Below are 21,496 nucleotides of genomic sequence, written 5' to 3'. Positions count from 1 at the left end.
GTCCGGGGACGAGGGCGGTTCCGGGGACACGGCGGTCGGGTCCGCCGACGAGACCTCCGCCGCTTCGCGCGGCGCGGCCTCCCGTTCCGCGTCCCCGACGCCGAGCCCGAGTCCGACCCGGTCGTATCCGCTGTCGCAGACCCCCCGCACCATTCCCGCCGTGCGCTCCCACACCCCCGCGCGTGGTCCCGGCTGGCGGCCCGCCAGGGGGAACCGGGTCGTCGTCGAGGACGCCGATCTCGTCGACGAGGGGCGGCTGATCGCCGGGGAGTTGGGGCTGACCTACGGTGGCGAGTCGAGTGACGTGCGGGCCGGGGACGTACGGCTGGCGCTGAACGACGACGAGGGCGCGAACCCGGAGTCGTACGCGATGACCGTGCGCGGCGGGCGGGTCAACATCAGCGGGCCCTCGGACGCGGGGGTGTTCTACGGCACCCGCACGCTCAAGCAGGAAGTGCACGGGGGCGGTACGGCGCCGGAGGGCGTCGTACACGACCAACCGGCCAAGCCGCGGCGCGGGTTCATGCTGGACATCGCGCGCAAGCCGTTCACCGCGGCCTGGATCGAGGACCGGGTACGGGAGTTGGGCGACCTCAAGTTCAATGAGCTGGGGCTGCACTTCTCCGACGACCAGGGTTTTCGGATCGCGTCCACCAGCCATCCGGAAGTCGTGTCGAAGGATCACCTCACCAAAGCGCAGGTGAAGCAGATCGTCGACCTCGCGGCCGGTCGGCACATCACCGTCGTGCCCGAGATCGACTCACCGGGGCATCTGGGTGCCGTGATCGCCGCGCATCCTGATCTGCAACTGCGGAACGTGTCGGGTGTCGCCACGCGCGGTGCGATCGACATCTCCAAGGATGCTTCCGCCGCGATCGTCGACGAACTCCTCGACGAGTACGCCGGGTTGTTCCCCGGCGACCAGTGGCACCTCGGCGGCGACGAGTACCAGGCGCTGACGGTCGCCAACCCCCAGGCGTCCTTCCCGCAGTTGGCGGCCGAGGCCACGAAGGCCTACGGCTCCGGCGGCACCGTCGCCGACCTCACCACCGGCTGGCTCAACGACCGCGCCGACACCGTCCGCAACCACGACCGCACGATGCGGGTGTGGAACGACGGCTTCTTCGCGAATACGTCCGTGCAGGCCGCCAAGGATCTCCAGGTGGCGTACTGGACGGGCAAGGAGATCGGCGCCCGGCAGCCCGTCGCCTATCTGAGCGCGGGGCGCAAGGTCCTCAACTACAACGACGAGTACCTGTATTACGTCCTCGGCGAGCCGCAGACCTTCGTCTATCCGACGGGACGGCGGATCTACGAACAGTGGACCCCGCGCGTGCTGCGCGGCACGACGGCGGTCCCCGCCAAGTACGACAGCCAGATCCTCGGCGGGTCCTTCGCGGTCTGGTGCGACCTCGCCAACTCGCAGACGCAGAGGCAGGTCGCGGCCGGTATCCGTATGCCGCTGCGGGCCACGGTCCAGAAGCTGTGGGATCCGGGGACGCCCGCGTTGACCTGGGCGCAGTTCAAGTCCCTTGCGGACAAGGTGGGTTGAGCGGGGGCGCTCGGCGCGGCTGGACGGGCAGGGGTCGGGGAACGTATGTTCCCCTCTCTTCTGCTCGCACTCGGGGGGTTTCACCATGTCCGTTCCCATGCCCATGCCCACGCCCAGACCCGTGCCCGGTCCCCACCTGCGCTCGCCCATCGGGCTCAGCCGCGCCGCCGTCGCGCTGCTCGGGCTCGTCATCGCCGTCGATCTGTTCGCCGTCTACGCCGATCTCGTCCTCTACGACGTCTCGGGCGACCTCATGGACGGCGCGTCCGGCAGTGCGGTCGCCCGGAGGCTGGACGACGCGAACTCGCTCAACACGGTGGCCGGCGGCATCCAGTCGGGCTCGCTGGTCATGTCCGTCATCGTGTACCTGTGCTGGTTCGTGCGAGTGCGGGCCAACGCCGGGGTGTTCGCTCCCGACACGCAGAGCATGAGGCCCGGGTGGGCGATCGCCGGGTGGTTCGTCCCGATCGTGAGCCTCTGGTACCCGCGCCGGATCACCCGTGACATCTGGGACGCCAGCAGCCCGCTGGGCGCCCGCAGGTCGTATCTGCTGGTCAACGCGTGGTGGACGCTGTGGCTCCTGTCCATCGTCGGCGACCGGGTGAGCTCCGCGCAGTCCGGGGACGCCGACACCGCGGACGGGATCCACGCCGGCGCCTACGCGTTGATGATCTCCGACGCCCTCGACATCGCGGCCGCGGCGCTGGCGATCGCGCTCGTGCTGCGACTGACCCGGATGCAGCACGAGAAGGCGCTGGCCGGGCCCGGGGCTCCGGTCGGGGTCTGAGCGCGTTCGGCCGGGTGTCCGGCCGTTGGCCGAAAACCTCTTCTTCCCTTTTCTCCGCCTGCCCGGGGGCGTCCCGTGTGACACTCCCGGGGTGGAGCGCGCAGTCAGGGGAAACGTGGGTTCCATAGGGGAGGGGCCCCGCCGAGGGAGGTCTGGATGAGTCTGGTGGAACTGATCGCGCAGGCCGACGAGCGTGCGCTGGCCGCCGGTGGACTGGCTTGTTTGGATCGGTGCGTGCCGCTGCTGGGCGGCGACGACGAGGTGCTGCGGCCCCTGTGGACCAGCCTCGCCGATCCGGCCGTGGGGGAGACGTGGGGCGAGTCCCTGGAGCAGGCCCGTGCCAAGTTGCCCGCCCTTTTCGAGGAACCCGGCGAGGATCAAGCCGTGGGGCTCGCCCGCGCGATGCTCGCGACCGCGCCGGCGGTTCCGGCCGGCGCCGGGGTGCGGGAGTGGGCCGATGCCTGCTCGGTCGCCTCGCTGCGGATCCACCGGCTCCTGGAGGTCATGGCCCCCGCCGACGACGCGGACGCGATCGACTCCCGCCGTGAAGGCCGTACGGAGGGAATGTCACCCCTCGTCGCCGCCGAGCTGCGCCGCCAGATCGCCGTCCTCGAACTCCTCGCCGGAACCGGCTCGGGCGGACTGCGTCAGGTGCTCGCGGTGTCGACGGAGGGGCGCCGGGTGCTGCGCGCGGTGGTCTCGCGGCGGGCGCGCGGGCGGAGTTGAGCGCGAGCTGGGCGCGGGGTCTGTGACCGTCGTGCGGTGGGGGTGGGGCGGTCCTGCGCCGGTCCGGGGAAATGCCCGGATCGGGGTGCCGGGATGCCCCGTGACTAGGGTTTTCTCGGTGCGATGACACATGTGATGACGACGCGGGAGTACCGGCCCTCAGCCGCCGCGCGGCCCGTGCGGTGGGCGGCGGACGCGGTGGCGACGATGCGCGAGGGGGCCCGGGTGCGGCTCGACTACTCGGCGCAGAGCCTGTGGCGGGTCGACCGGATGATCGAAGAGATACGGCGGGACGGAGCGCCGTACGCCGCCGTGGAGAGCGAGTTGCGCGGGTTCGGGGCGTATGCCGGTGAGGTGATCGCATGGCAGACCGGCGGGGAGTGGTGGGCGAGCGGTGGTGAGCACTGGCTGCGTACTCCGGAGGGGCGGTTGTGGGACCCCATCGACGAGGCGCGGCGGTGTTTCGGCGGGCACGGGTCGTTGCGGTTGCTGTGCCGGGACGCGGTGAACGGCGTGGGCGGGTAGGGGAGTTCGGCCCCGGCACGCAGCGGGGCCCGGTCGGCAAAATCGGCGTAATAAGAGACGCCAGCGTTCCCAAGGGGCCGGGTACGGGAGGACGATGAGGGCGATCGCCGGACCCGGGGAGGATCCATGGCCGAGAACCGTCGTTGGTGGGCGCTGGTCGTCATCGCGCTCGCGCAGTTGATGGTCGTCCTCGACATGACCATCGTCAACATCGCACTGCCGTCCGCCCAGATCGACCTCGGCATGTCGGACGGGAACCGGCAGTGGGTCATCACCGCCTACACCCTCGCGTTCGGCGGGCTGCTGCTGCTCGGTGGCCGGATCGCCGACCTCGCCGGGCGCAAGAACACCTTCATGATCGGGCTGATCGGCTTCGCCGCCGCGTCCGCGCTCGGCGGTGCCGCCGCCAACCAGGGCATGCTGTTCGGCGCCCGCGCGCTGCAAGGGGTCTTCGCCGCCCTGCTGGCCCCGTCGGCGCTGTCGCTGCTCACGACGACGTTCACCGATCCCAAGGACCGCAGCAAGGCCTTCGGTGTGTTCGGCGCGATTGTCGGCGCGGGCGCGGCAGTTGGGCTCCTCGCGGGCGGGTTCCTCACGCAGTACCTGGACTGGCGCTGGTGTCTCTACGTCAACGTGCCCATCGCGCTGGTGGCGTTCGCCGGTGCGTGGGTCCTGCTCAGCGACAGCTCCCGGCACCCGGAAGCCCACCTCGACATACCCGGCGCGCTCCTCGGCTCCCTCGGCATGCTCACGCTGGTGTACGGCTTCTCCGAGGCGGAGTCGAGGAGTTGGGGCGACGGACTGGTCCTGACCCTGCTCGTCGCCGGGGTCGTGCTGCTCGGTGCCTTCGGGGTCTGGCAGACGCGGGCGCGCGTTCCGCTGCTGCCGATGACGGTGGTGAAGGACCGTCAGCGGGTCGGCGCGTTCCTGACCATCCTGTTCGTCACCATCGGCATGTTCGGCGTCTTCCTCTTCCTGACGTACTACATGCAGCGCGTCCTCGGGTACTCGCCGGTGAAGACGGGCGTCGCCTATCTCCCCATCACCGTCGGCATGATCACCGGCTCGACGCAGATCGCGGCCCGGTTCCTCAACCGGGTTCCGCCGCGCGCCCTGATGGTCCCGGGCCTGCTGGTCGCGGCCGGCGCGCTCGCGCTGATCGCCCAGGTCGGGGTGGAACCCGCGTACGCCACGTACATCCTGCCCGGCATGCTGATGCTCGGCCTCGGCATGGGTACGGCGATGATGACCTCGGTGTCCCTGGCCACCGGAGGCGTCGCCCCGCGCGACTCCGGCGCGGCCTCCGCCACCTTCAACACCGCCCAGCAGGTGGGGGGTTCGATCGGTACGGCCCTCCTCAACACGATCGCCGCCACGGTCACCACCCGGTACGCCACCGCCCACTCGGGCCCCGGCGCGAACCGGAAACTCCTTGAGGCGAAGGCCGCCGTGCACGGCTTCAACGTCGCCACCTGGTGGGCGATGGGCTCGATCCTGCTGGCCGCGCTCATCGCGGGTGTCCTGGTGAACGCGGACCGGGTGCCCACACCGGGCGCGGCGGCGAAGGAGACACCTCAACAGCCGGTGGAGACCCCTATCTAGGCCTACGACGCCGCCGACTTGCCCTACGCGCCGCCGACTTGCCCTACAGCGCCCGCAACTCGCCCTAGGTCGCCTGCACTTGACCGCGCTCGAAGTAGGCGATGAGGCCCGGATCGAGGGGCGGCACCTCGCGCGGGGTGCCGCCGTCCCGCAGTGACTCGGTGGCCCCGGACCCCGCGGCCACCGCCATCCGCGCGGCGACGGGTGAGGTGTCCGTGCGCCCGCCGTGCCGTACGAACCGTAGGAACTCGTCGATCAACAGCGGGTCGGCGCCGCCGTGTTCGCCGTCCTGGTCGGTGTCCGGGACCCGGTGCTCGGCGTCGGCGTGCTCCCGGTGTCCCGAGCGGCGGCTGTTCCAGACCTTCACCACCGCGCCGGGGCCGTCGCCGAAGTTCTCCAGGCGGCCCGCGTCGCCGATGACGGTGTAGTTGCGCCAGTAGTCGGGGGTGAAGTGGCACTGCTGGTAGGCGGCCAACACCCCGTTGTCCAGGCGCATGTTGACCAACGACACGTCCTCGACGTCGATGACCGGGTTGAGCGTCCGCTGGGTGTGCGGCGGCCAGTGTCCGTCCTCGGTGTACCAGTCGGCGGTCTTCGGCTCGCCGGGTGCGCGCCGATGCGGATTGTCGCCGTAGACCAAGAGGTCGCCGAACGCCTGCACCTGGCGGGTGTAGCCGCCGGCCAGCCAGTGCACCACGTCGAGGTCGTGCGCCGCCTTCTGGAGCAACAGGCCTGTGCTGTAACGGCGTTCGGCGTGCCAGTCCTTGAAGTACCAGTCACCGCCGTAGCCGACGAAGTGCCGTACCCACACCGTTTTCACGGTGCCGATCGCGCCGCCCTCGACGAGGTCGCGCATCAGGCGGATCACCGGCATGTGGCGCATGTTGTGGCCGACGTACAGGCGGGTGCCGGTCTCATGGGCCGTACGAAGGACGCGGTCGCAGCGTTCGACGGTGATGTCGAGCGGCTTCTCGACGAGGACGGGCCTGCCCGCGCGGAGCGCCTCGCAGGCGAGGTCGGCGTGGGTGTGGTCGGGGGTGAGGACGAGGACCGCGTCGACGTCGGGGGACGCGACAACCGCCCGGTGGTCGGCGGATGTTGAGACACCCGGGAAGTCTGCTGCTGCTTGTTCGCGGGCCGCCGGATCGGGGTCCGCGAGGGCGCTGACGCGGGAGCCCGCGCCGGGGCGGTGGGCGACGCGGGCGAGGCTGCCGCGCAGGCCGTAGCCGAGGACACCGATACGGAGGTCGGACATGGGTCTCCTTCGTTCGCGGGGACGCCACGGGCGGACGTACACCGGGGCCAGAGGGACCGTGCCCCGTCGACGGGCCGGAGATGTGCCGGGCGGGCTGCGGGCTGTGACGTTTCTGTGAGGGGCGGCGCTGATGGCGATGGGGGTGCGGGGGATCGCTGCACGGGGGTGCGGGGGTGCGTCGCGCTTGCGTGGACGGCGGGGAACTGCCGCCCGGATATGGATACTTCGCGCACTCGGTACGGACGAGGACAGTCCTTGGGCCAGACAGGCGAGCCCCGGCGCGGGCACGCGCACGCGCACGACGGGGAACTGGGCGCGGCCGTCGCGCGGGCCCAGGAGGGCGACGACGGCGCTTTCGCGGTCGCGTACCGGATCGTGCAGCCCGGGCTGCTCGGGTATCTGCGCGGGCTCGTCGGCGACGAGGCCGAGGACGTGGCGTCCGACGCGTGGCTGGAGATCGCCCGCGACCTGGGCCGGTTCCGCGGCGACGGGGCGGGCTTCCGGGGCTGGACGGCGACCATCGCCCGGCACCGGGCACTCGACCACCTGCGGCGGCAGCGGGTGCGTCCTCGGTCGGCGGTGCTCGAACAGGACGTACTCGAACTGCCCGGTCCGCACAGCACCCACGACCAGGCGCTGGAGTCCCTCTCCACGGAGTACGCGCTAGGCCTGGTCCGGGGTTTGCCGCAGGACCAGGCGGAGGCTGTGCTGCTGCGGGTGGTCGTGGGGCTGGACGGGCCCGCCGCCGCTCGGGTGCTGGGGAAACGGCCGGGTGCGGTACGCACGGCCGCGTACCGGGGGTTGAAGCGGCTGGCGCGCGAACTGGGCGTGGCGGATGGCGGGACGGACGGCGTGACGGAAGGCGTGAGGGAAAGGGATGGGGACGGACATGGCTGACCGTGACACGGGCCGTCTGGGTGTCCCCGCCCTGCTGGGTGCGGCGCTGCGCGAGGGTGACGCGGACGGCGAGGCCGAGCGGCGGGCGGTGGCGGCGTTCAGGGCGGCGCGGGACGCGGGGGTCCAGGCGGCGCCGACGCGTAGTCAGGATGACTGGCGGCCGAAAGGCAGCAGTGCCCCGTAAGGATTCCGCGCATCGTCGCAGACTCAAGAGAGACACCGCGGAGACGGCCGGGGCCGCCACCCCCCACAGGAGAGGCCCCGGCCGTCGCGCTGTACGGGCCGCGCGGCGGCCCGTACTTTTTACAGCGCCGTGCGTGCGTTTTCTGTCACACCGTGGGGCCGAACCAAGTAGTTGCACCTTGTACGGACATGGACGAGGAACAGTTTCAGGTCGTAACGTGCCTTTCGCGCCGGAGTGCGGACGCGACCAACAAATTCGAGGGACCACGTGCTGGGGGACGACGCGGAGCTGACCGCCGCGGTGCTTGCGGCACAGGACGGGGACGAGACCGCGTTCCGGACTGTGTACCGCACGGTGCACCCACGGCTGCTCGGATACGTACGGACGCTGGTCGGCGATCCGGACGCCGAGGACGTCGCGTCCGAGGCCTGGTTGCAGATCGCCCGTGACCTGGACCGGTTCAGCGGGGACGCGGACCGCTTCCGGGGATGGGCGGCCCGGATCGCCCGCAACCGTGCCCTGGACCACATACGGATGCGCGGACGCCGCCCCGCGATAGGCGGCGACGAGACCGAACTCGCCGGCCGCGCCGCCGAGTCCGACACCGCCGACGAGGCCATCGAGGCCCTGGCCACCGACAACACCCTCTCCCTCATCGCCCAGCTGCCGCAGGACCAGGCCGAGGCCGTCGTCCTGCGCGTGGTGATGGGCCTCGACGCCAAGACCGCCGCGGAGACCCTCGGCAAGCGGCCCGGCGCCGTCCGCACGGCCGCGCACCGTGGGCTGAAACGGCTCGCGGAACTGCTCGGCGGCGACCCGGAGTCGGCCGCGGCGCTCGACGCCCTCCCGCCCCAGCGAGACCCGCGCGACCGCGCGGTGACGTCCGCCACTGTGACGCATACGCGTGCGCGGACGCAGAAGGACATGTGATGGCCGACGAGGACTACAGATGGCTGGACCGCGAGACCGCCGAGCGTCTGCTGCGCGGCGAGTCCCCGGAAGCCGTCGATCCGGCCGCCCGCGACCAGGCCGAGCGACTCGCCAAGACCCTCGGCGCGCTGTCCGTGGACCACTCGCTGGGCAAGGTCGAACTCCCGGGCGAGGACGCCGCGTTGGCCGCCTTCAGGGCAGCGCGCACCGGCAACGATGTCGAGCGGGCGAGCCTCGGCCGGCGCGGTCGTGCGCACTCCTCCGACGCCGGGCTCGTCCGGCTCGGGCGGCCCGTCCCGACCGTCCCCGGCCCCCGCTGGGCACGGCCCGTGCGGGTCGGGCTGACCGCCGCGGTCGCCGCCGGCATGCTCGGCGGGGTCGCGGTCGCGGCCGCCACGGGAGTCCTCCCGACGCCGTTCCACGACGACCCGGCGCCCGCCGCCTCTGTCTCCGCGGCCGTGACGCCCCCCGACCGCACCCTCGTCTCGCCCTCACCGAGCGGCACCGGCGGCTCGGACACGCCCACGACGGGCGGCGGTTCCGACGACTCCTCCGGCGAGGCCGCCGGCAGCGGCACGACCCCCACGCCGTCCACCGGTTCCGGTGACGACAAGTCCTTCGGCTCCGGCGGCTGGTGGAGCGGTGTCACCTCGTCCTGCCGTGCCGTGCGCGACGGCAAGACCCTGGACCCCGGCCGCAAGCGCACCCTGGAGGGCGCGGCGGGCGGTACGTCCCACGTGTGGACGTACTGCAAGGGCCTCCTGGAGCGCACCGGCACCGGCACCGAAACGGACGACAAGGGCGACGGCGGCAAGGGCGGCAGCAGCAGCGGCAGTGGCAGTGGCAGTGGCAGTGGCAAGAACGATGGTGGTCAGGGCGGCGACCAGTACGGTTCGGACGAGCAGGCCGGCGGTCAGGGCGGTGACGGCGACGGGCAGATAGCCCCGATCGCACCGGGCGGCGGCAGCAGTGGCAGCGGCGGCAGTGGTGGCAGCAGCGGCGGTCACGACGGCAACGGCGCCTCCACCTCCACCTCCGGTTCCTCGGTCCTCACCCCGCTCACCCGGCCGCGGTCGGCCTCCACCCCGGTCCCGTCGCACACCACCACCGCCCGGCAGACACCGTCGCCGAACCCGACGTACAGCGCGCTCTGAGCTGATCGCACGCCGCTGACCTGCACGTACGTAACTCGTGGAAAATTCTTCACGGCAGGTGTGACGTTTTCGGCCGTCGTGGCGCAGTACTGAGTGAGCCGACTGGTCATCGGCCATCGCACAGAGCCGGGGGTTCCCCCCGTACCTACGGCTCGTGCACCCGGCGCGGGTGGGACACGTTCCCCCGGTCCCGCCCGCGCCTCATACAGCTACTGCGCGCCTCATACCGCTACTGGTAAACGACGACCTTGTCGCCGGTCCGCACCTGGGCGAAGAGACTCGCGATCGCCGCCTCGTCCCGCACGTTGACGCAGCCGTGCGAGCCGCCCGCGTAACCCCGCATCGAGAAGTCGTACGAGTAGTGCACCGCCTGGCCGCCGCTGAAGAACATCGCGTACGGCATGGGGGAGTGGTAGAGCGTGGACACCCAGTTCCGGGCCTTCCAGTAGACCTGGAACACACCGTCGCGGGTCGGGGTGTACTGCGCGCCGAAGCGCACCGACATCGTCGACACCGTGCGCCCGTCGATCATCCAGCGCAGGGTCCGGCTCGTCTTGTCGATGCACAGGACCCGGCCGGTGAGGCAGCGCGGGTCGGGTGCGCCCGCCGGCTGGCCGCCCATCAGGTACAGGTCCCACTTGCCCGGCTCGTGCGTCATCTTCAGCAGCCGCTGCCAGGTGACGGTGTCGGTCTCGCCCGTCTTCGGCAGCCCGCGCTTGCCCTGGAAACCCGCGACGGCCTGCTCGGTGAGGTCGTCGTACGTCCCGGTCGGCCCGTCGAAGAGCCAGTCGACCTGCCGTAGCCGCGCCTGGAGTTCGCGCACGTCGGTGCCGCTGTCGCCGCGCGACCACAGGACGTTCGCGGCGCGGGCGGTGCTCGGGGAGGGGGAAGCCTTGTTGTCGCCGGTGCCACTGCTGCTGCCACTGCTACTGCCGCTGTCCGGAAGCTGGATGCGTACGGGCAGATGGTGCTTGCCGTCCGCGTCCGTGCCCTGCACCGTGCAGCCGCACACCGCCACCAGGGCCGACAGGGCCGCCGCGGCGGCGATCGCTCGCGCCCTACCCGTAGTACTTCGCCTCCCCACACCCGTAGTACGCATCGCGGACCCCCGTCGTCTCACCGGCCTCGTACCCCGGAGACGTACCCCCGGATGACGGGTCGCGAACGGCGGGGCATCGTGGGGAGCGGAGGTGCCCGCCATGGTGCGCGAGTCCGAGTCCGGAACACCGATCGAACCCGTCTACGGCCCCGAGGCCCTCGCCGGCTGGGATCCGGCCGAGCGGCTGGGCGAGCCGGGGGCGTATCCCTTCACGCGGGGCGTGTACCCGTCGATGTACACGGGACGGCCCTGGACGATGCGCCAGTACGCCGGTTTCGGCACGGCGGCCGAGTCCAACGCCCGCTACCGGCAGCTGATCGCCCACGGCACGACCGGCCTGTCCGTCGCCTTCGACCTGCCCACCCAGATGGGCCACGACTCCGACGCGCCCCTCGCGCACGGCGAGGTCGGCAAGGTGGGCGTGGCCGTCGACTCGGTCGACGACATGCGGGTGCTGTTCGACGGCATCCCGCTCGGCCAGGTCTCCACCTCGATGACGATCAACGCCCCCGCCGCCCTCCTCCTGCTGATGTACCAGCTCGTCGGCGAGGAACAGGGCGTACCGGCAGGGCAGTTGACGGGCACGATCCAGAACGACGTACTCAAGGAGTACATCGCGCGGGGGACGTACATCTTCCCGCCGAAGCCCTCGCTGCGGCTGACCGCCGACATCTTCCGGTACTGCGGCGCCGAGATCCCGAAGTGGAACACCATCTCCATCTCCGGCTACCACATGGCGGAGGCCGGTGCCTCGCCCGCGCAGGAGATCGCCTTCACCCTCGCCGACGGCATCGAGTACGTCCGTACGGCGGTCGCGGCCGGGATGGACGTCGACGACTTCGCCCCGCGGCTCTCCTTCTTCTTCGTGGCGCGTACGACGATCCTCGAAGAGGTCGCCAAGTTCCGTGCGGCCAGGCGTATTTGGGCGCGGGTGATGCGGGAGGAGTTCGGCGCGCGGAACCCGAAATCCCTGATGCTGCGCTTCCACACCCAGACCGCCGGGGTCCAACTCACCGCCCAGCAACCGGAGGTGAACCTCGTCCGGGTCGCCGTCCAGGGGCTGGCCGCGGTGCTCGGCGGTACGCAGTCCCTGCACACGAACTCCTTCGACGAGGCGATCGCGCTGCCGACGGACAAGAGCGCGCGCCTCGCGCTGCGCACGCAGCAGGTGTTGGCGTACGAGACGGACGTGACCGCGACCGTGGACCCCTTCGCGGGTTCGTACGTCGTCGAGACGATGACGGACGACGTCGAGCGGGCCGCGGTCCAACTGATGCGGCGGGTCGAGGAGTTGGGCGGCGCGGTCGGCGCCATCGAACACGGCTTCCAGAAGGGCGAGATCGAGCGCGACGCCTACCGCATCGCCCAGGAGACCGACTCCGGCGAGCGGGTCGTGGTCGGCGTCAACCGCTTCCGGCTCGACGCCGAGGAGCCGTACGAGCCCCTCCGCGTCGACCCCGCCATCGAGGCCCGGCAGGCCGAACGTCTCGCACGGCTCCGCGCCGAACGGGACCAGAAGGCGGTGGACGCGGCGCTCGCCGCGCTGCGGACGGCCGCGGAGGGCACGGACAACGTGCTGTACCCGATGAAGGAGGCGCTGCGGGCGCGGGCGACGGTGGGGGAGGTGTGCGACGCGCTGCGAGGGGTGTGGGGGACGTACGTGCCGACGGACGCCTTCTGAGCCGTCCGCCCCGTAAAACACCTTCTGTGCCGCGCACCCGGCGTGCGACACTCGGTCTCATGTTCGGTGTCATAGACCTCCCCACCTACCTGGCCGGCCTGGTCCTGATCGTCCTGCTGCCCGGTCCCAACTCCCTGTACGTCCTCTCGGTCGCCGCCCGGCGCGGCACCCGTGCCGGGTACACGGCCGCCGCCGGTGTCTGGTGCGGTGACACCGTGCTGATGACGCTCTCCGCGGCCGGGGTCGCCTCGCTGTTGCAGGCGAACGCCGTGCTGTTCGGGATCGTGAAGTACGCGGGGGCCGGGTATCTGACCTGGCTGGCGTTCGGGATGCTGCGGGCCGCGTGGACGATGTGGCGGAGCCGCAAGGAGCGGGCGGCCATGGAGGCGGCGCCCGCCGGGGAGGCGGCCGAGGAGCGGCCCTACCGCCGTGCCTTCGTCGTGAGCCTCTTCAACCCGAAGGCGATCCTGTTCTTCGTCGCCTTCTTCGTGCAGTTCGTCGACCCGGGGTACGCCTACCCCGCCCTGTCGTTCGTCGTGCTCGGCGCCTTCGCGCAGCTGGCGAGCTTCTTCTACCTCAGTGCCCTGATCTTCAGCGGCACCCGGCTGGCGACGGCCTTCCGCCGCCGCAGGCGGCTCGCGGCGGGAGCGACCTCGGCGGCGGGGGCGCTCTTCCTGGGCTTCGCGCTGAAGCTGTCACTGGCGAGTTCGGTCTAACTGCCGGCCGGGCGGCCGAGGTTGAAGCGTTCCGTGTACTTGGCCAGGCTCTCGTCCGTGTCGCCCGCCCAGCCGACGTAGCCGTCGGGGCGGACCAGGAAGAGGCCCGTGCCGTACGTCTCGGCAGCCGGGCCTTCTACGACCCGCACCGTGCCGCCGATCGCCGGTGCCTGCGTGCCCAGCGCGAGCAGGGTCCAGTGCGGGCCCCGGAAGGCGTCGAGGAGGCGTACGCCCGCGACGGTCCGGTTCGGGGCGCGGTCGCCGGCGCGGATCCCTTCCCCCGCTGCCCGGGTCTCCGCCGTGAGGCTCGACTCCCGGTAGCCGATGCCCAGTTGGCGGGTCGCCTCGCCGCGGCGGGCCTCGCCCCGGTGGACCTTGGTGGACAGGCCGAGCATCTCGGCGGCGTTGGGCAGCCGCTCCTCCTCGTAGGTGTCGAGCAGGCTCGCGGGTGCCTCGCCGCGCAGGACCGCGCCCAGCTTCCAGCCCAGGTTGTAGGCGTCCTGGACGCTGGTGTTGAGACCCTGGCCGCCGGCCGGTGAGTGCACGTGCGCAGCGTCCCCGGCGAGGAAGACCCGGCCCTGCCGGAAACGGTCCGCGAGGGCCGCCCGGGGCCGGAAGTCCGAGGCCCAGCGGACCTCGGTGATGTCCTCGGGGGCGAGGTGCGAGCGGGCGGCGACGGTCTTCCGTACGCCGTCGAGGGAGAGGTCGGGCGCGGTGTCGTCCAGGATCTGGGCGACCACCTGGAAGTCCTCCGTCCCGGCCAGCGGGCAGATCGCGAGGAAGCCCTCGTCGCCGTGCGGCGGGAAGATGTGCCAGTTGTCGCGGTCCAGGCCGGTGATACGGGTGTCCGCCACCAGGATCGGGTTCGGGTCGACGGTGTCGCCGGTCATGCCGATGCCGAGCCCGCGCCGGATCACCGAGCGACCGCCGTCGGCGGCCACCGCGTACCGGGCGCGGACGGGGGCGCCGGACGCGAACCCGACCGTCACACCGTCCTCGTCCTGGGTGATACCGGTGACCTCGCGGCCGAAGGACACCCGGCCGCCCAGCTCGTCGAGCCGGGCCCGCAGGATCTCCTGGGTGCGCCACTGCGGCACCATCCACGGGGCGCCGTACGGCGAGTCCTCGTTCGTCTCGGCCGGGTCGAACATGTTCTGCTCGGCGACCCGCTCGCCGTCCTGCCAGATCATCCCGACGGGGTAGTCGCCGCCCGCCGCGAGGATCGCGTCCAGGACGCCGAGGTCGTCGAAGACCTCCATCGTGCGCGGCTGGATGCCCTTGCCGCGCGAGCCGGGGGACAGCTCCGCGCCGCGCTCGACGACCAGCGCGTCCACCCCGCGCCGGGCCAGGTCGACGCCGAGGGCGAGTCCGGTCGGGCCGGCGCCCACGATCAGTACGTCCACGTCCACGTCGACGTGCTCGGCCGGGTTTCCGTGCTCGGGCATGATCCAGTCTCCTTAACGCTGTTAAGTGCGGCTGGTTCCGAGGGTGGCCTTAACGGTGTTAAGTTGTCAAGCGTGAGTACGGAACGACGCGCCCCCCTCGACCGCAAGCGCGTGGCGGACACGGCGCTGAAACTGCTGAACGAGGTCGGTCTCGACGGGCTGACCCTGCGCGCCATCGCCAGGGAACTGGACGTCAAGGCGCCCGCTCTGTACTGGCACTTCAAGGACAAGCAGGCGCTGCTCGACGAGATGGCGACGGAGATGTACCGGCGGATGGTCGCCGACGCCCCGCTCGCCCCCGAGGACACCTGGCAGGAGCGGCTGCTGAAGTCCAACCGCGCCCTGCGCGACGCGCTGCTCGGCTACCGCGACGGCGCCAAGGTCTTCAGCGGCTCCCGCTTCACCGGCACGCTGCACGCCGTGGAGATGGAGAAGACCCTGCGCCTGTTCACCGAGGCCGGCTTCACCCTCGCCCAGGCGGTCCGCGCGACCTCGACGTCGTACCTCTTCACGATCGGTTTCGTCAGCGAGGAACAGGGCGTCAAGCCACTGCCGGGCGAGCGCCGTGAGGGCTACGACGTGGACGAACGCGCCCGCCTGATGGCCGACTTCCCGCTGTCGGCCGCGGCGGGCGCGGAGATCTTCCACGACTACGGCCAGCACTTCGAGGAAGGGCTGGCCGTAGTCGTGGCGGGGGTGGAGGTGTGGTCGGGGGTCAGGTGAGGGTCAGTTGTGGGTGCCGTACCAGACGTAGTAGGAGGAGGGAATCGTCGACTGGTTGTTGTCGGTGGCGTAGACCGCGTCCTTGACGGTGCTCGTCCTCAGGTACCCCTCGCCGGCCGAGCCGAGATCGTCGAAGAAGTGGCCGCTGTCGCCCTGGTACCACCACCACTGGCCGGTGGCGCCGTTGCAGGTGCTCATCCAGACGGCGTTGACGGTCGTCTTGTTGTCGGTCGTCAGGCAGGTGCCGGTCTCGCGGTTCCTGACCTGCGCGAAGCTGCCGGAAGCGCCGACGAAGTCCCACTGCTGGCGATTGCTCCCGACGCACGACGTGGCGAACGCCGTCCCGGTGTCCCCGGCCGTCAGACACGTTCCGAACCCGGCGTTCTGGAACTGCCAGTACGTCGTCGCCGCCTGCGCCGTGGCCGGGAACATCAGCCCGGCGCTCGCGGCGAGCGCGCCCACGGCGCTGACTGCGGCAAGACGGAGTTTCTTCACTGCAACCTCTTTCGGAGCGTTGGAAGTGGAGCGGTCGTCCTGATCTACAGCCTGCCCGGAAGGGGCGGTTGGGGCGTTGGCGCACAGAGCACACTCATGTGGCAATGCGTCCACAGGAACCGCGGGAGTGCTTGCGGAAGTCGCCCGGCGCGATGCCGTACGCCGCGCGGAAGGCGCGGGCGAAGTCGGTGGCGCGGGCGAAGCCCCAGCGGGCCGCGACGGTGTGCACGGGGGTGTCGGCCTGGGCCGGGTCGGCGAGGTCGAAGCGGGCCCGCTCCAGGCGTCTGCGGCGGATGAACGCGGCGACGGTCTCGCTCTCGTCCTCGAAGAGCCGGTGCAGATAGCTGAGCGAGATACCGTGCGCGGCGGCGATGCTCTGCGGGGTCAACTCCGGGTCGTCCAGGCGCTGTTGGATGAACGCCATGATGCGCGGGGTCAGCGGCGCCCGGGGGGCCAGTGGCGGACAGGGGTCCGGTTCCGCGGCGCGGGCCAGGAGAGCCGCGACCAGGCTGCTCAGGACCGTGCCCAGCCGGGGGCCGTCGGCGGGGCGGTAGCTGCCGGTGTGTTCCATGACCTGCGTGAGGAAGCGGGCGAGCAGCGGGGCCATGAGGTCCCGGCCCGGGATGCGGTGGCCCAGCACCCGGTCGGCGCCGTCCGGGGGCAACGGCAGCAGCGCCTCCGGGATCACGGCACCGACGGCCCTGATCGGGCCGGTGCGGATCTCGTGCGGCCGAGAGCCGTCGTCGCAGTAGAAGTCGCCCGCGCGCAGGGGCGTTTCGCGCCGGCCGCAGGTGATCACCGCCTCCCCCTCCAGGAGGAGCGCGAGGCGGTAGACCACGCCGGTCCTCCGTCTCGATCGAGGGTGACGTCGTAGCTCAAGCGGCTGGAAGGCCGCCGACCACACCGGCATCGCGCCGAGTCTGACGAGTCGTCCGGTCATGAACTCCCCCTGGGTGTCGGGTCATTCGGTACGGGTCCCGCGGTACTCCCGCGGCGGTACGCCGTAGGCCGTGCGGAACGCCCGGGTGAACGCGGAGTGGTCCCGGAAGCCCCAGCGGGCGGCGATGCGGTGCACCGGGGTCTCCCGCAGGCGCCGGTCGGCGAGGTCGCGGCGGGCCCGCTCCAGGCGGCCGTGGCGGATCAGCGCGGTGACCGTGGTGTCGCGGGACCGGAAGAGCCGGTGCAGATAGCTGACGGAGATGTGGTGGGCGGCGGCCACCGTGCGCGGGGTCAACTCGGGGTCGGCCACGTGCTCCTGGACATACGCCTCGATCCGCGCGAGCAACTCGGGAGGTTCGGGCGGCGGGCCGAGGGCGGCGTCGAGGTGGTGCGTGAGGGTCGCCGCCAGCAGGTCCAGGGTCACCGCGCTCACCCGGGTCTCGTCGGCCGCCGGATAGGCCCACACCTCGGCGGCCAGGTCGGTGAGGAAGTGGGTGAGCAGCGCGCCCAGCCCCTCCTGGGCGGGTAACCGGGTCCCCAGCAGACGGTCGGCGCGACGGGCCGGGAGCGGCAGCAGCGTCCAGGGGACGTGGACCCGCAGCAGGGTCGCCGGGTCAGGGCCCGTGATCCGCAGCCGGAGGGGGCGGGAGCTGTCGTAGAAGGTGAAGTCCTGGCCGCGCAGGAGGGCCTCGTGGCCCGTCTGGGAGACCGTGAGGGTGCCCCGTAGGGGGAAGACCACCGTGCAGACAGCGGGGTCGGAGCGGTGGATCAGGCGGGTGGTGCGGCGGATCACGGACGGGGAGCAGGTCAGCTCCTCGATGTGGACGGGGCCGAGGTCGTGGGTGCGGGCCGTGGCCCGGAAGCGCTCCGGTGCCGCGCCCGTCACGCGCATCGGGGGGTCGCAGGCGTGCAGGAAGGTGTCGAAGCCGGCCAGGCGTTCGGCCGGCGGCAGGTCCTCGCTCCGGAACACCGTTCTGAGCACGCGACCCCCGGATCGATCGGCCGTTCATTTCGAACGTTGGATCGTCGAGCGGGCGTTCGGGATGTGTGCTGGAGTGGGTATTTGTAAATGGAGGGCGGCCCGTAACTTCACGTTCACCTGCTGGCCCCGGCAGGGTTGATATCCGGGCTCGAACATCTCCTACGGTCACAAGAATCCGCCCCGGAGAGAGCCCAGGTGTACGCGTGACCAACCGCCCCCCGACACTGTCCGTGATCGTCCCTTGCTACAACATCGAGGCCTATGTCCCGGAAACGGTGACCAGCCTGATCAACAACGCTCGGGACGAGTTCGAGTTCCTGTTCGTCGAGGACCGCTCGACCAAGGACAAGACCTATGAGGCTCTCCTGGAGCTGACGAAGCGGCTGCCGAACAGCAGGGTCGTCCGGCACGAGAAGAACGGCGGTCTGGCCACCGCCCGCAACACCGGGATCGACGAGGCCGAAGGCCGCTACCTCACGTTCCTCGACGGCGACGACTGGCTCGCGCCCGGCTATCTGGCCGACCTGGTGGACGTCATCGAGCGCTTCGACGTCGACTTCGTGCGCACCGACCACGTCACCGTCACCGGCGTCGAGCGCGCCATCCAGCGCTCCCCGGAGGGCCGCCGGCACACCCCGCTCGACCCGCGCAGCTCGATCCTGCCCGTCGACGACACGACGATGGTCGACTACCCGTACGCCTGGGCCGGCATCTACCACCGCCGTCTCCTCGACCGGGGCCTGCTGCGCTTCCACGACGGCCTGCGCACTGCCGAGGACCGCCCCTGGATCTGGGAGCTGCACCGCAAGGCGGAGTCCTACGTCGCGGCCAGCCTGCGCGGGGTCTTCTACCGCCGGGGGCTGACCGGTTCGCTGACCCAGATCGGCGACGTCCGCCAGCTGGACTTCTTCCGCTCCTTCGACCTGGTCCTCGCCGAACTCGCCGACGACCCCGAGGCCGCGAAGCTCCGCAAGAAGGCGCTGCGCAACTACTGCGTCGTCATCGCCCACCAGCTCCTGGACCGGGGCCGGTTCGAGCGCAGCGTGCACGCCAAGCTGCGGCAGATGGCCGCCGAGGCGCTCGGCCGGATGACGGAGACCGAACTCAACGAAGCGCTCGTCGGCATGGGCGAGGAACGCGTGCACACGCTGCGGCGCATCCGCGGTGGCATGAAGGGAGTCGCGGCATGAGCGGCACGACACAGATCTTCTTCTCGGCCACGCAGTACGCCGCCGCGACCGTCACCGCCGCGATCCGCGCCGGCTTCTTCGGCCCGCGCGCGGCCCACCGCCGCATCCTGGTCGTCAGCAACACGTCCGCCGTGCCCGAGGTCGGCACCCCGCTGGACCGGATGCCCGGCTTCGAGAAGCTGCGCCCGGAGTTCGACGAGGTGCGCTCGTGGAACGAGTTCATCTCCCCCTTCCACCCGGCCGGTTGGTCCCCGCGCGCCCAGGACGCCGCCCTGTGGGAGAAGGCCGTACGCCTCGCCTGGAACCTCGGCGACGAGGACGTGGAGATCGCCTGCGAGTCCATCCAGGCCAACCCCTCCCGCGCGGTCGCCGACATCTTCGCCGACAGCCCGGTGCACGTGTACGCGGACGGCCTGATGAGCTACGGCCCCACCCGCAACCGCATCCCGCACAACCTCAACAGCCGCATCGCCCGCGTGCTGCACCTCGACCTGATACCCGGGCTGCGGCCGATGCTGCTGTCCGAGTACGGGGTCGAGCCGCAGCCCATCCCGAACGAGGCGATCGTCGACGTCCTCGCCCAGATCGGCGAGGAGGGCGCCTCGATCCTCGCCGACCGGCTGCCCGAGGAGAACAAGCCGACGGCCGTGATGCTCGGCCAGTACCTCTCCGCGATCGACCTGATCACCCAGGACGAGGAGGAGCAGCTGCACGTCCGCATGCTGCGCGCCGCGGCGAAGGCGGGCCACCAGGACGTCCTGTTCAAGCCCCACCCCAGCGCACCGGCCGTCTACAGCACGTCACTTGAGGAAGCGGCCACTCAACTCGGCGTCCGCCTCACGGTGTTGCGCGATCCGGTCCTCGCCGAGACGGTCTTCGCCCATCTCCGCCCGCAGTTGGTCATCGGCTGCTTCTCCACGGCGCTGATGACGGCGGCTGCGTTGTACGACATCCCCGTCGCCCGCGTCGGCACCGGACTGCTCCTCGAACGCATCACGCCGTACGAGAACAGCAACCGTATCCCGCTCACCGTGATCGACGCGATCCTGCCCGACGCCGAGCAGGACAAGGTCGGTCAGCCGCTCGAACTGGGCACGCTGGCCGAGGAGTTGGCGCCGCTGGTGCGGGCTGTCGGCTACTGCATGCAGGCCCTCAAGCACCACGCGATGCGCGACGAGGTGACCGCCTGGCTCGGCGTCCACCTCGACGAGTACCCGCAGTACTTCAAGAGGCGCCGCCTGACGAGCCTCCGCCTGCCCGGCGGCAGCGCGGTCCGCGCGGAGTCGCTGCGCCGCAACCCGACCGTACGGCGCGTGGTGCGCCGTATCCGGGCCGCGCAGGCCTGAGACAGCGGACAAGCCGGAAGGGCCCCTCGACCGATATCGGCGGTCGAGGGGCCCTTCAACTGGTCGCCCGGTGCGGCTACTTGCCGAGCTTCGCCGCCAGTTGCTTCGACTGGAGCGACATCGTCCGCTTCAGCCGTGGCCCGAACGGCTTCTCGACGAAGCGGTGCATCAGATACGCCAGGCACAGCAGCCCCGGCACGGTCAGCGCGAGCGTCTCGTACGGGCCGAGCCCGAAGCCCCGGTGCAGGACGCGGATCGCGAACCAGCCCAGGTGCTCGTGGATCAGATAGAACGGGTACGTCAGCGCGCCCGCCAGCGTCAGCCAGCTCCAGTTCGCCCAGCTCGTCCAGCCCAGCGCCACCGCCGCGACGGCCGCGAAGGCGACGAGGACGATCGCCTGGATCACATGCGGGTTGCGGTGGAAGTCGCCGGTCATGCCCGGGTGCCACAGCGCCGTCACCGAGTAGCGCTGGCCCAGCAGGAAGGACATCCCGACGATGCCCCACAGGAGCAGGTCGCTGCCGTAGCGGTAGATCAGGTAGAAGGCGAGGCCGCCGATGAAGTACGGCGCGTGGTCGCGCATCACCAGCTCGGTCGTCAGCGGGTTGTCGGCGACCCGGGCGAAGCAGCCGGCCATCGTCCACAGGATGCAGAAGGTCACCACCCGGCGGTAGGTGACGCCCTTCCAGATCACGAACAGCGCGAAGAACAGGTAGAACCGCATCTCCACCCAGAGCGTCCAGTCGACGCCGATGACCCGGGGCACGCCCATCGGCTGCTGGAGCATCGTGAAGTTGACCAGGAACTCGTCCGAGCGCAGCGGCTTGACGACCACCGGCATGAGCACCGACGCGGTGCCCACCAGGATCAGGGCCACCCAGTACGCCGGGTACAGCCGGGCGATGCGGGAGCGGAAGAACTCGCCCATCGACTTGCCCCAGCTGCTCATGCAGATCACGAAGCCGCTGATGAGGAAGAAGAACTGCACCCCGAGCGAGCCGTAGGTCCCCGCCTCGGACAGGGTCGGGAACATCTTCCCGGGGGACTGGTGCCAGGAGGCGGCCACCTCACCGTTCTTGCCGGTGAAGTGGTACAGGCACACCATCAGCGCGGCCAGCAGCCGCAGTCCGTCCAGGGCGCGCAGCCGGTTAGGTCCGTGGCCCTTCCACCCTGACCGTGCGGCCACCAGGGCCGCACCGGCCAGCGCGCCGAATGCCGTGAGATGTGTGAGTACGGATCTGCCTGCCCTTAAACGGTTTTGACGGTGC

The 21,496-nt window shown here is 71.1% G+C and carries 21 protein-coding genes; 14 read left to right on the top strand and 7 right to left on the bottom strand.

Annotated elements, in window-relative coordinates:
* The 5 genes from ACNFOC_RS30200 to ACNFOC_RS30180 all read left to right on the top strand — a co-directional run.
* Positions 1-1,552: beta-N-acetylhexosaminidase (locus ACNFOC_RS30200; RefSeq protein ID WP_416962235.1), on the top strand; the 1,552-nt coding region annotated here is incomplete at its 5' end.
* A 121-nt stretch (positions 1,553-1,673) separates the two neighbouring features.
* Positions 1,674-2,339: a DUF4328 domain-containing protein gene (locus ACNFOC_RS30195; RefSeq protein ID WP_416962234.1), complete on the top strand. Its 666-nt coding sequence runs from the start codon at positions 1,674-1,676 to the stop codon at positions 2,337-2,339.
* A gap of 156 nt (positions 2,340-2,495) precedes the next feature.
* On the top strand, positions 2,496-3,065 hold the full coding sequence (locus ACNFOC_RS30190; protein ID WP_416962233.1) for a hypothetical protein: 570 nt from the start codon (positions 2,496-2,498) through the stop codon (positions 3,063-3,065).
* Positions 3,066-3,200: 135 nt separating this feature from the next.
* On the top strand, positions 3,201-3,590 hold the full coding sequence (locus tag ACNFOC_RS30185; protein WP_416962232.1) for a hypothetical protein: 390 nt from the start codon (positions 3,201-3,203) through the stop codon (positions 3,588-3,590).
* 126 nt (positions 3,591-3,716) lie between these two features.
* The gene (locus ACNFOC_RS30180; RefSeq protein WP_416962231.1) at positions 3,717-5,192 is read left to right on the top strand and encodes an MFS transporter; all 1,476 of its coding nucleotides are present in this window, start codon (positions 3,717-3,719) and stop codon (positions 5,190-5,192) included.
* A gap of 64 nt (positions 5,193-5,256) precedes the next feature.
* Here ACNFOC_RS30180 and ACNFOC_RS30175 read toward each other — a convergent pair whose 3' ends face one another.
* On the bottom strand, positions 5,257-6,447 hold the full coding sequence (locus tag ACNFOC_RS30175) for a Gfo/Idh/MocA family protein (RefSeq protein WP_416962230.1): 1,191 nt from the start codon (positions 6,445-6,447) through the stop codon (positions 5,257-5,259).
* A gap of 255 nt (positions 6,448-6,702) precedes the next feature.
* On the opposite strand from ACNFOC_RS30175, the gene ACNFOC_RS30170 reads away from it, so the two are divergent.
* The 4 genes from ACNFOC_RS30170 (at position 6,703) to ACNFOC_RS30155 (ending at position 9,612) form a co-directional block, all read left to right on the top strand.
* Complete coding sequence (locus tag ACNFOC_RS30170; RefSeq protein ID WP_416962229.1) at positions 6,703-7,344, top strand: RNA polymerase sigma factor; 642 nt, start codon at positions 6,703-6,705, stop codon at positions 7,342-7,344.
* Positions 7,337-7,528 (top strand): hypothetical protein, encoded by a 192-nt coding sequence (locus ACNFOC_RS30165; protein WP_416962228.1) that lies wholly within the window; start codon positions 7,337-7,339, stop codon positions 7,526-7,528. The genes ACNFOC_RS30170 and ACNFOC_RS30165 overlap by 8 nt, the downstream gene beginning before the upstream one ends.
* A 267-nt stretch (positions 7,529-7,795) precedes the next feature.
* The gene (locus tag ACNFOC_RS30160) at positions 7,796-8,458 is read left to right on the top strand and encodes an RNA polymerase sigma factor (RefSeq protein ID WP_416962227.1); all 663 of its coding nucleotides are present in this window, start codon (positions 7,796-7,798) and stop codon (positions 8,456-8,458) included.
* Entirely contained in the window at positions 8,458-9,612 is a 1,155-nt protein-coding gene (locus ACNFOC_RS30155; protein ID WP_416962226.1) for a hypothetical protein, read from the top strand. Before ACNFOC_RS30160 ends, ACNFOC_RS30155 begins: the two co-directional genes overlap by 1 nt.
* A 229-nt stretch (positions 9,613-9,841) precedes the next feature.
* Here the strand turns inward: ACNFOC_RS30155 and ACNFOC_RS30150 are convergent, their stop codons facing one another.
* The gene (locus ACNFOC_RS30150; protein ID WP_416962225.1) at positions 9,842-10,711 is read right to left on the bottom strand and encodes a L,D-transpeptidase family protein; all 870 of its coding nucleotides are present in this window, start codon (positions 10,709-10,711) and stop codon (positions 9,842-9,844) included.
* A gap of 100 nt (positions 10,712-10,811) precedes the next feature.
* On the opposite strand from ACNFOC_RS30150, the gene ACNFOC_RS30145 reads away from it, so the two are divergent.
* Both ACNFOC_RS30145 and leuE read left to right on the top strand, forming a co-directional pair.
* Positions 10,812-12,392 carry an acyl-CoA mutase large subunit family protein gene (locus tag ACNFOC_RS30145; protein ID WP_416962224.1) on the top strand — a complete coding sequence of 527 codons (1,581 nt, stop codon included), beginning with the start codon at positions 10,812-10,814 and terminating at the stop codon, positions 12,390-12,392.
* 59 nt (positions 12,393-12,451) lie between these two features.
* Positions 12,452-13,108 (top strand): leucine efflux protein LeuE, encoded by a 657-nt coding sequence (leuE, locus tag ACNFOC_RS30140; protein ID WP_416962223.1) that lies wholly within the window; start codon positions 12,452-12,454, stop codon positions 13,106-13,108.
* On the opposite strand, the gene ACNFOC_RS30135 is transcribed toward leuE, so the two are convergent.
* Positions 13,105-14,553 carry an FAD-dependent oxidoreductase gene (locus ACNFOC_RS30135; RefSeq protein ID WP_416962222.1) on the bottom strand — a complete coding sequence of 483 codons (1,449 nt, stop codon included), beginning with the start codon at positions 14,551-14,553 and terminating at the stop codon, positions 13,105-13,107. The two genes, leuE and ACNFOC_RS30135, sit on opposite strands and share 4 nt — an antisense overlap.
* Before the next feature lie 72 nt (positions 14,554-14,625).
* Here ACNFOC_RS30135 and ACNFOC_RS30130 point away from each other — a divergent pair, with 72 nt between their 5' ends.
* The gene (locus ACNFOC_RS30130; protein WP_416962221.1) at positions 14,626-15,276 is read left to right on the top strand and encodes a TetR/AcrR family transcriptional regulator C-terminal domain-containing protein; all 651 of its coding nucleotides are present in this window, start codon (positions 14,626-14,628) and stop codon (positions 15,274-15,276) included.
* A gap of 3 nt (positions 15,277-15,279) precedes the next feature.
* Here the strand turns inward: ACNFOC_RS30130 and ACNFOC_RS30125 are convergent, their stop codons facing one another.
* The 3 genes from ACNFOC_RS30125 to ACNFOC_RS30115 form a co-directional block, all read right to left on the bottom strand.
* Positions 15,280-15,771 carry an RICIN domain-containing protein gene (locus ACNFOC_RS30125; protein ID WP_416962220.1) on the bottom strand — a complete coding sequence of 164 codons (492 nt, stop codon included), beginning with the start codon at positions 15,769-15,771 and terminating at the stop codon, positions 15,280-15,282.
* Between the two features lie 94 nt (positions 15,772-15,865).
* On the bottom strand, positions 15,866-16,711 hold the full coding sequence (locus ACNFOC_RS30120; RefSeq protein WP_416962219.1) for a helix-turn-helix domain-containing protein: 846 nt from the start codon (positions 16,709-16,711) through the stop codon (positions 15,866-15,868).
* 21 nt (positions 16,712-16,732) lie between these two features.
* The gene (locus tag ACNFOC_RS30115; RefSeq protein WP_416962218.1) at positions 16,733-17,680 is read right to left on the bottom strand and encodes an AraC-like ligand-binding domain-containing protein; all 948 of its coding nucleotides are present in this window, start codon (positions 17,678-17,680) and stop codon (positions 16,733-16,735) included.
* A gap of 215 nt (positions 17,681-17,895) precedes the next feature.
* Here ACNFOC_RS30115 and ACNFOC_RS30110 point away from each other — a divergent pair, with 215 nt between their 5' ends.
* Both ACNFOC_RS30110 and ACNFOC_RS30105 read left to right on the top strand, forming a co-directional pair.
* Entirely contained in the window at positions 17,896-18,882 is a 987-nt protein-coding gene (locus ACNFOC_RS30110; protein ID WP_416962217.1) for a glycosyltransferase family 2 protein, read from the top strand.
* Positions 18,879-20,228, top strand: coding sequence for a polysialyltransferase family glycosyltransferase (locus tag ACNFOC_RS30105; RefSeq protein ID WP_416962216.1), 1,350 nt, complete (start codon positions 18,879-18,881; stop codon positions 20,226-20,228). Before ACNFOC_RS30110 ends, ACNFOC_RS30105 begins: the two co-directional genes overlap by 4 nt.
* A 76-nt stretch (positions 20,229-20,304) precedes the next feature.
* Here the strand turns inward: ACNFOC_RS30105 and ACNFOC_RS30100 are convergent, their stop codons facing one another.
* Complete coding sequence (locus ACNFOC_RS30100; RefSeq protein WP_416962215.1) at positions 20,305-21,414, bottom strand: acyltransferase family protein; 1,110 nt, start codon at positions 21,412-21,414, stop codon at positions 20,305-20,307.
* Positions 21,415-21,496 lie beyond the last annotated feature (82 nt).

Origin of the sequence: Streptomyces colwelliae, assembly GCF_048158785.1 — a bacterium.
Taxonomy (GTDB): domain Bacteria; phylum Actinomycetota; class Actinomycetes; order Streptomycetales; family Streptomycetaceae; genus Streptomyces.
This window is presented reverse-complemented; position numbering and strand designations above follow the sequence as displayed.

Excerpts from the sequence above, each read along its gene's own strand:
- ACNFOC_RS30190 (WP_416962233.1), top strand. The coding sequence starts at position 2,496 with ATGAGTCTGGTGGAACTGATCGCGCAGGCCGACGAGCGTGCGCTGGCC.
- ACNFOC_RS30185 (WP_416962232.1), top strand. The coding sequence starts at position 3,201 with ATGACGACGCGGGAGTACCGGCCCTCAGCCGCCGCGCGGCCCGTGCGG.
- ACNFOC_RS30180 (WP_416962231.1), top strand. The coding sequence starts at position 3,717 with ATGGCCGAGAACCGTCGTTGGTGGGCGCTGGTCGTCATCGCGCTCGCG.
- ACNFOC_RS30175 (WP_416962230.1), bottom strand. The coding sequence starts at position 6,447 with ATGTCCGACCTCCGTATCGGTGTCCTCGGCTACGGCCTGCGCGGCAGC.
- ACNFOC_RS30165 (WP_416962228.1), top strand. The coding sequence starts at position 7,337 with ATGGCTGACCGTGACACGGGCCGTCTGGGTGTCCCCGCCCTGCTGGGT.
- ACNFOC_RS30155 (WP_416962226.1), top strand. The coding sequence starts at position 8,458 with ATGGCCGACGAGGACTACAGATGGCTGGACCGCGAGACCGCCGAGCGT.
- ACNFOC_RS30150 (WP_416962225.1), bottom strand. The coding sequence starts at position 10,711 with ATGCGTACTACGGGTGTGGGGAGGCGAAGTACTACGGGTAGGGCGCGA.
- ACNFOC_RS30145 (WP_416962224.1), top strand. The coding sequence starts at position 10,812 with ATGGTGCGCGAGTCCGAGTCCGGAACACCGATCGAACCCGTCTACGGC.
- leuE (WP_416962223.1), top strand. The coding sequence starts at position 12,452 with ATGTTCGGTGTCATAGACCTCCCCACCTACCTGGCCGGCCTGGTCCTG.
- ACNFOC_RS30135 (WP_416962222.1), bottom strand. The coding sequence starts at position 14,553 with ATGCCCGAGCACGGAAACCCGGCCGAGCACGTCGACGTGGACGTGGAC.
- ACNFOC_RS30120 (WP_416962219.1), bottom strand. The coding sequence starts at position 16,711 with ATGACCGGACGACTCGTCAGACTCGGCGCGATGCCGGTGTGGTCGGCG.
- ACNFOC_RS30105 (WP_416962216.1), top strand. The coding sequence starts at position 18,879 with ATGAGCGGCACGACACAGATCTTCTTCTCGGCCACGCAGTACGCCGCC.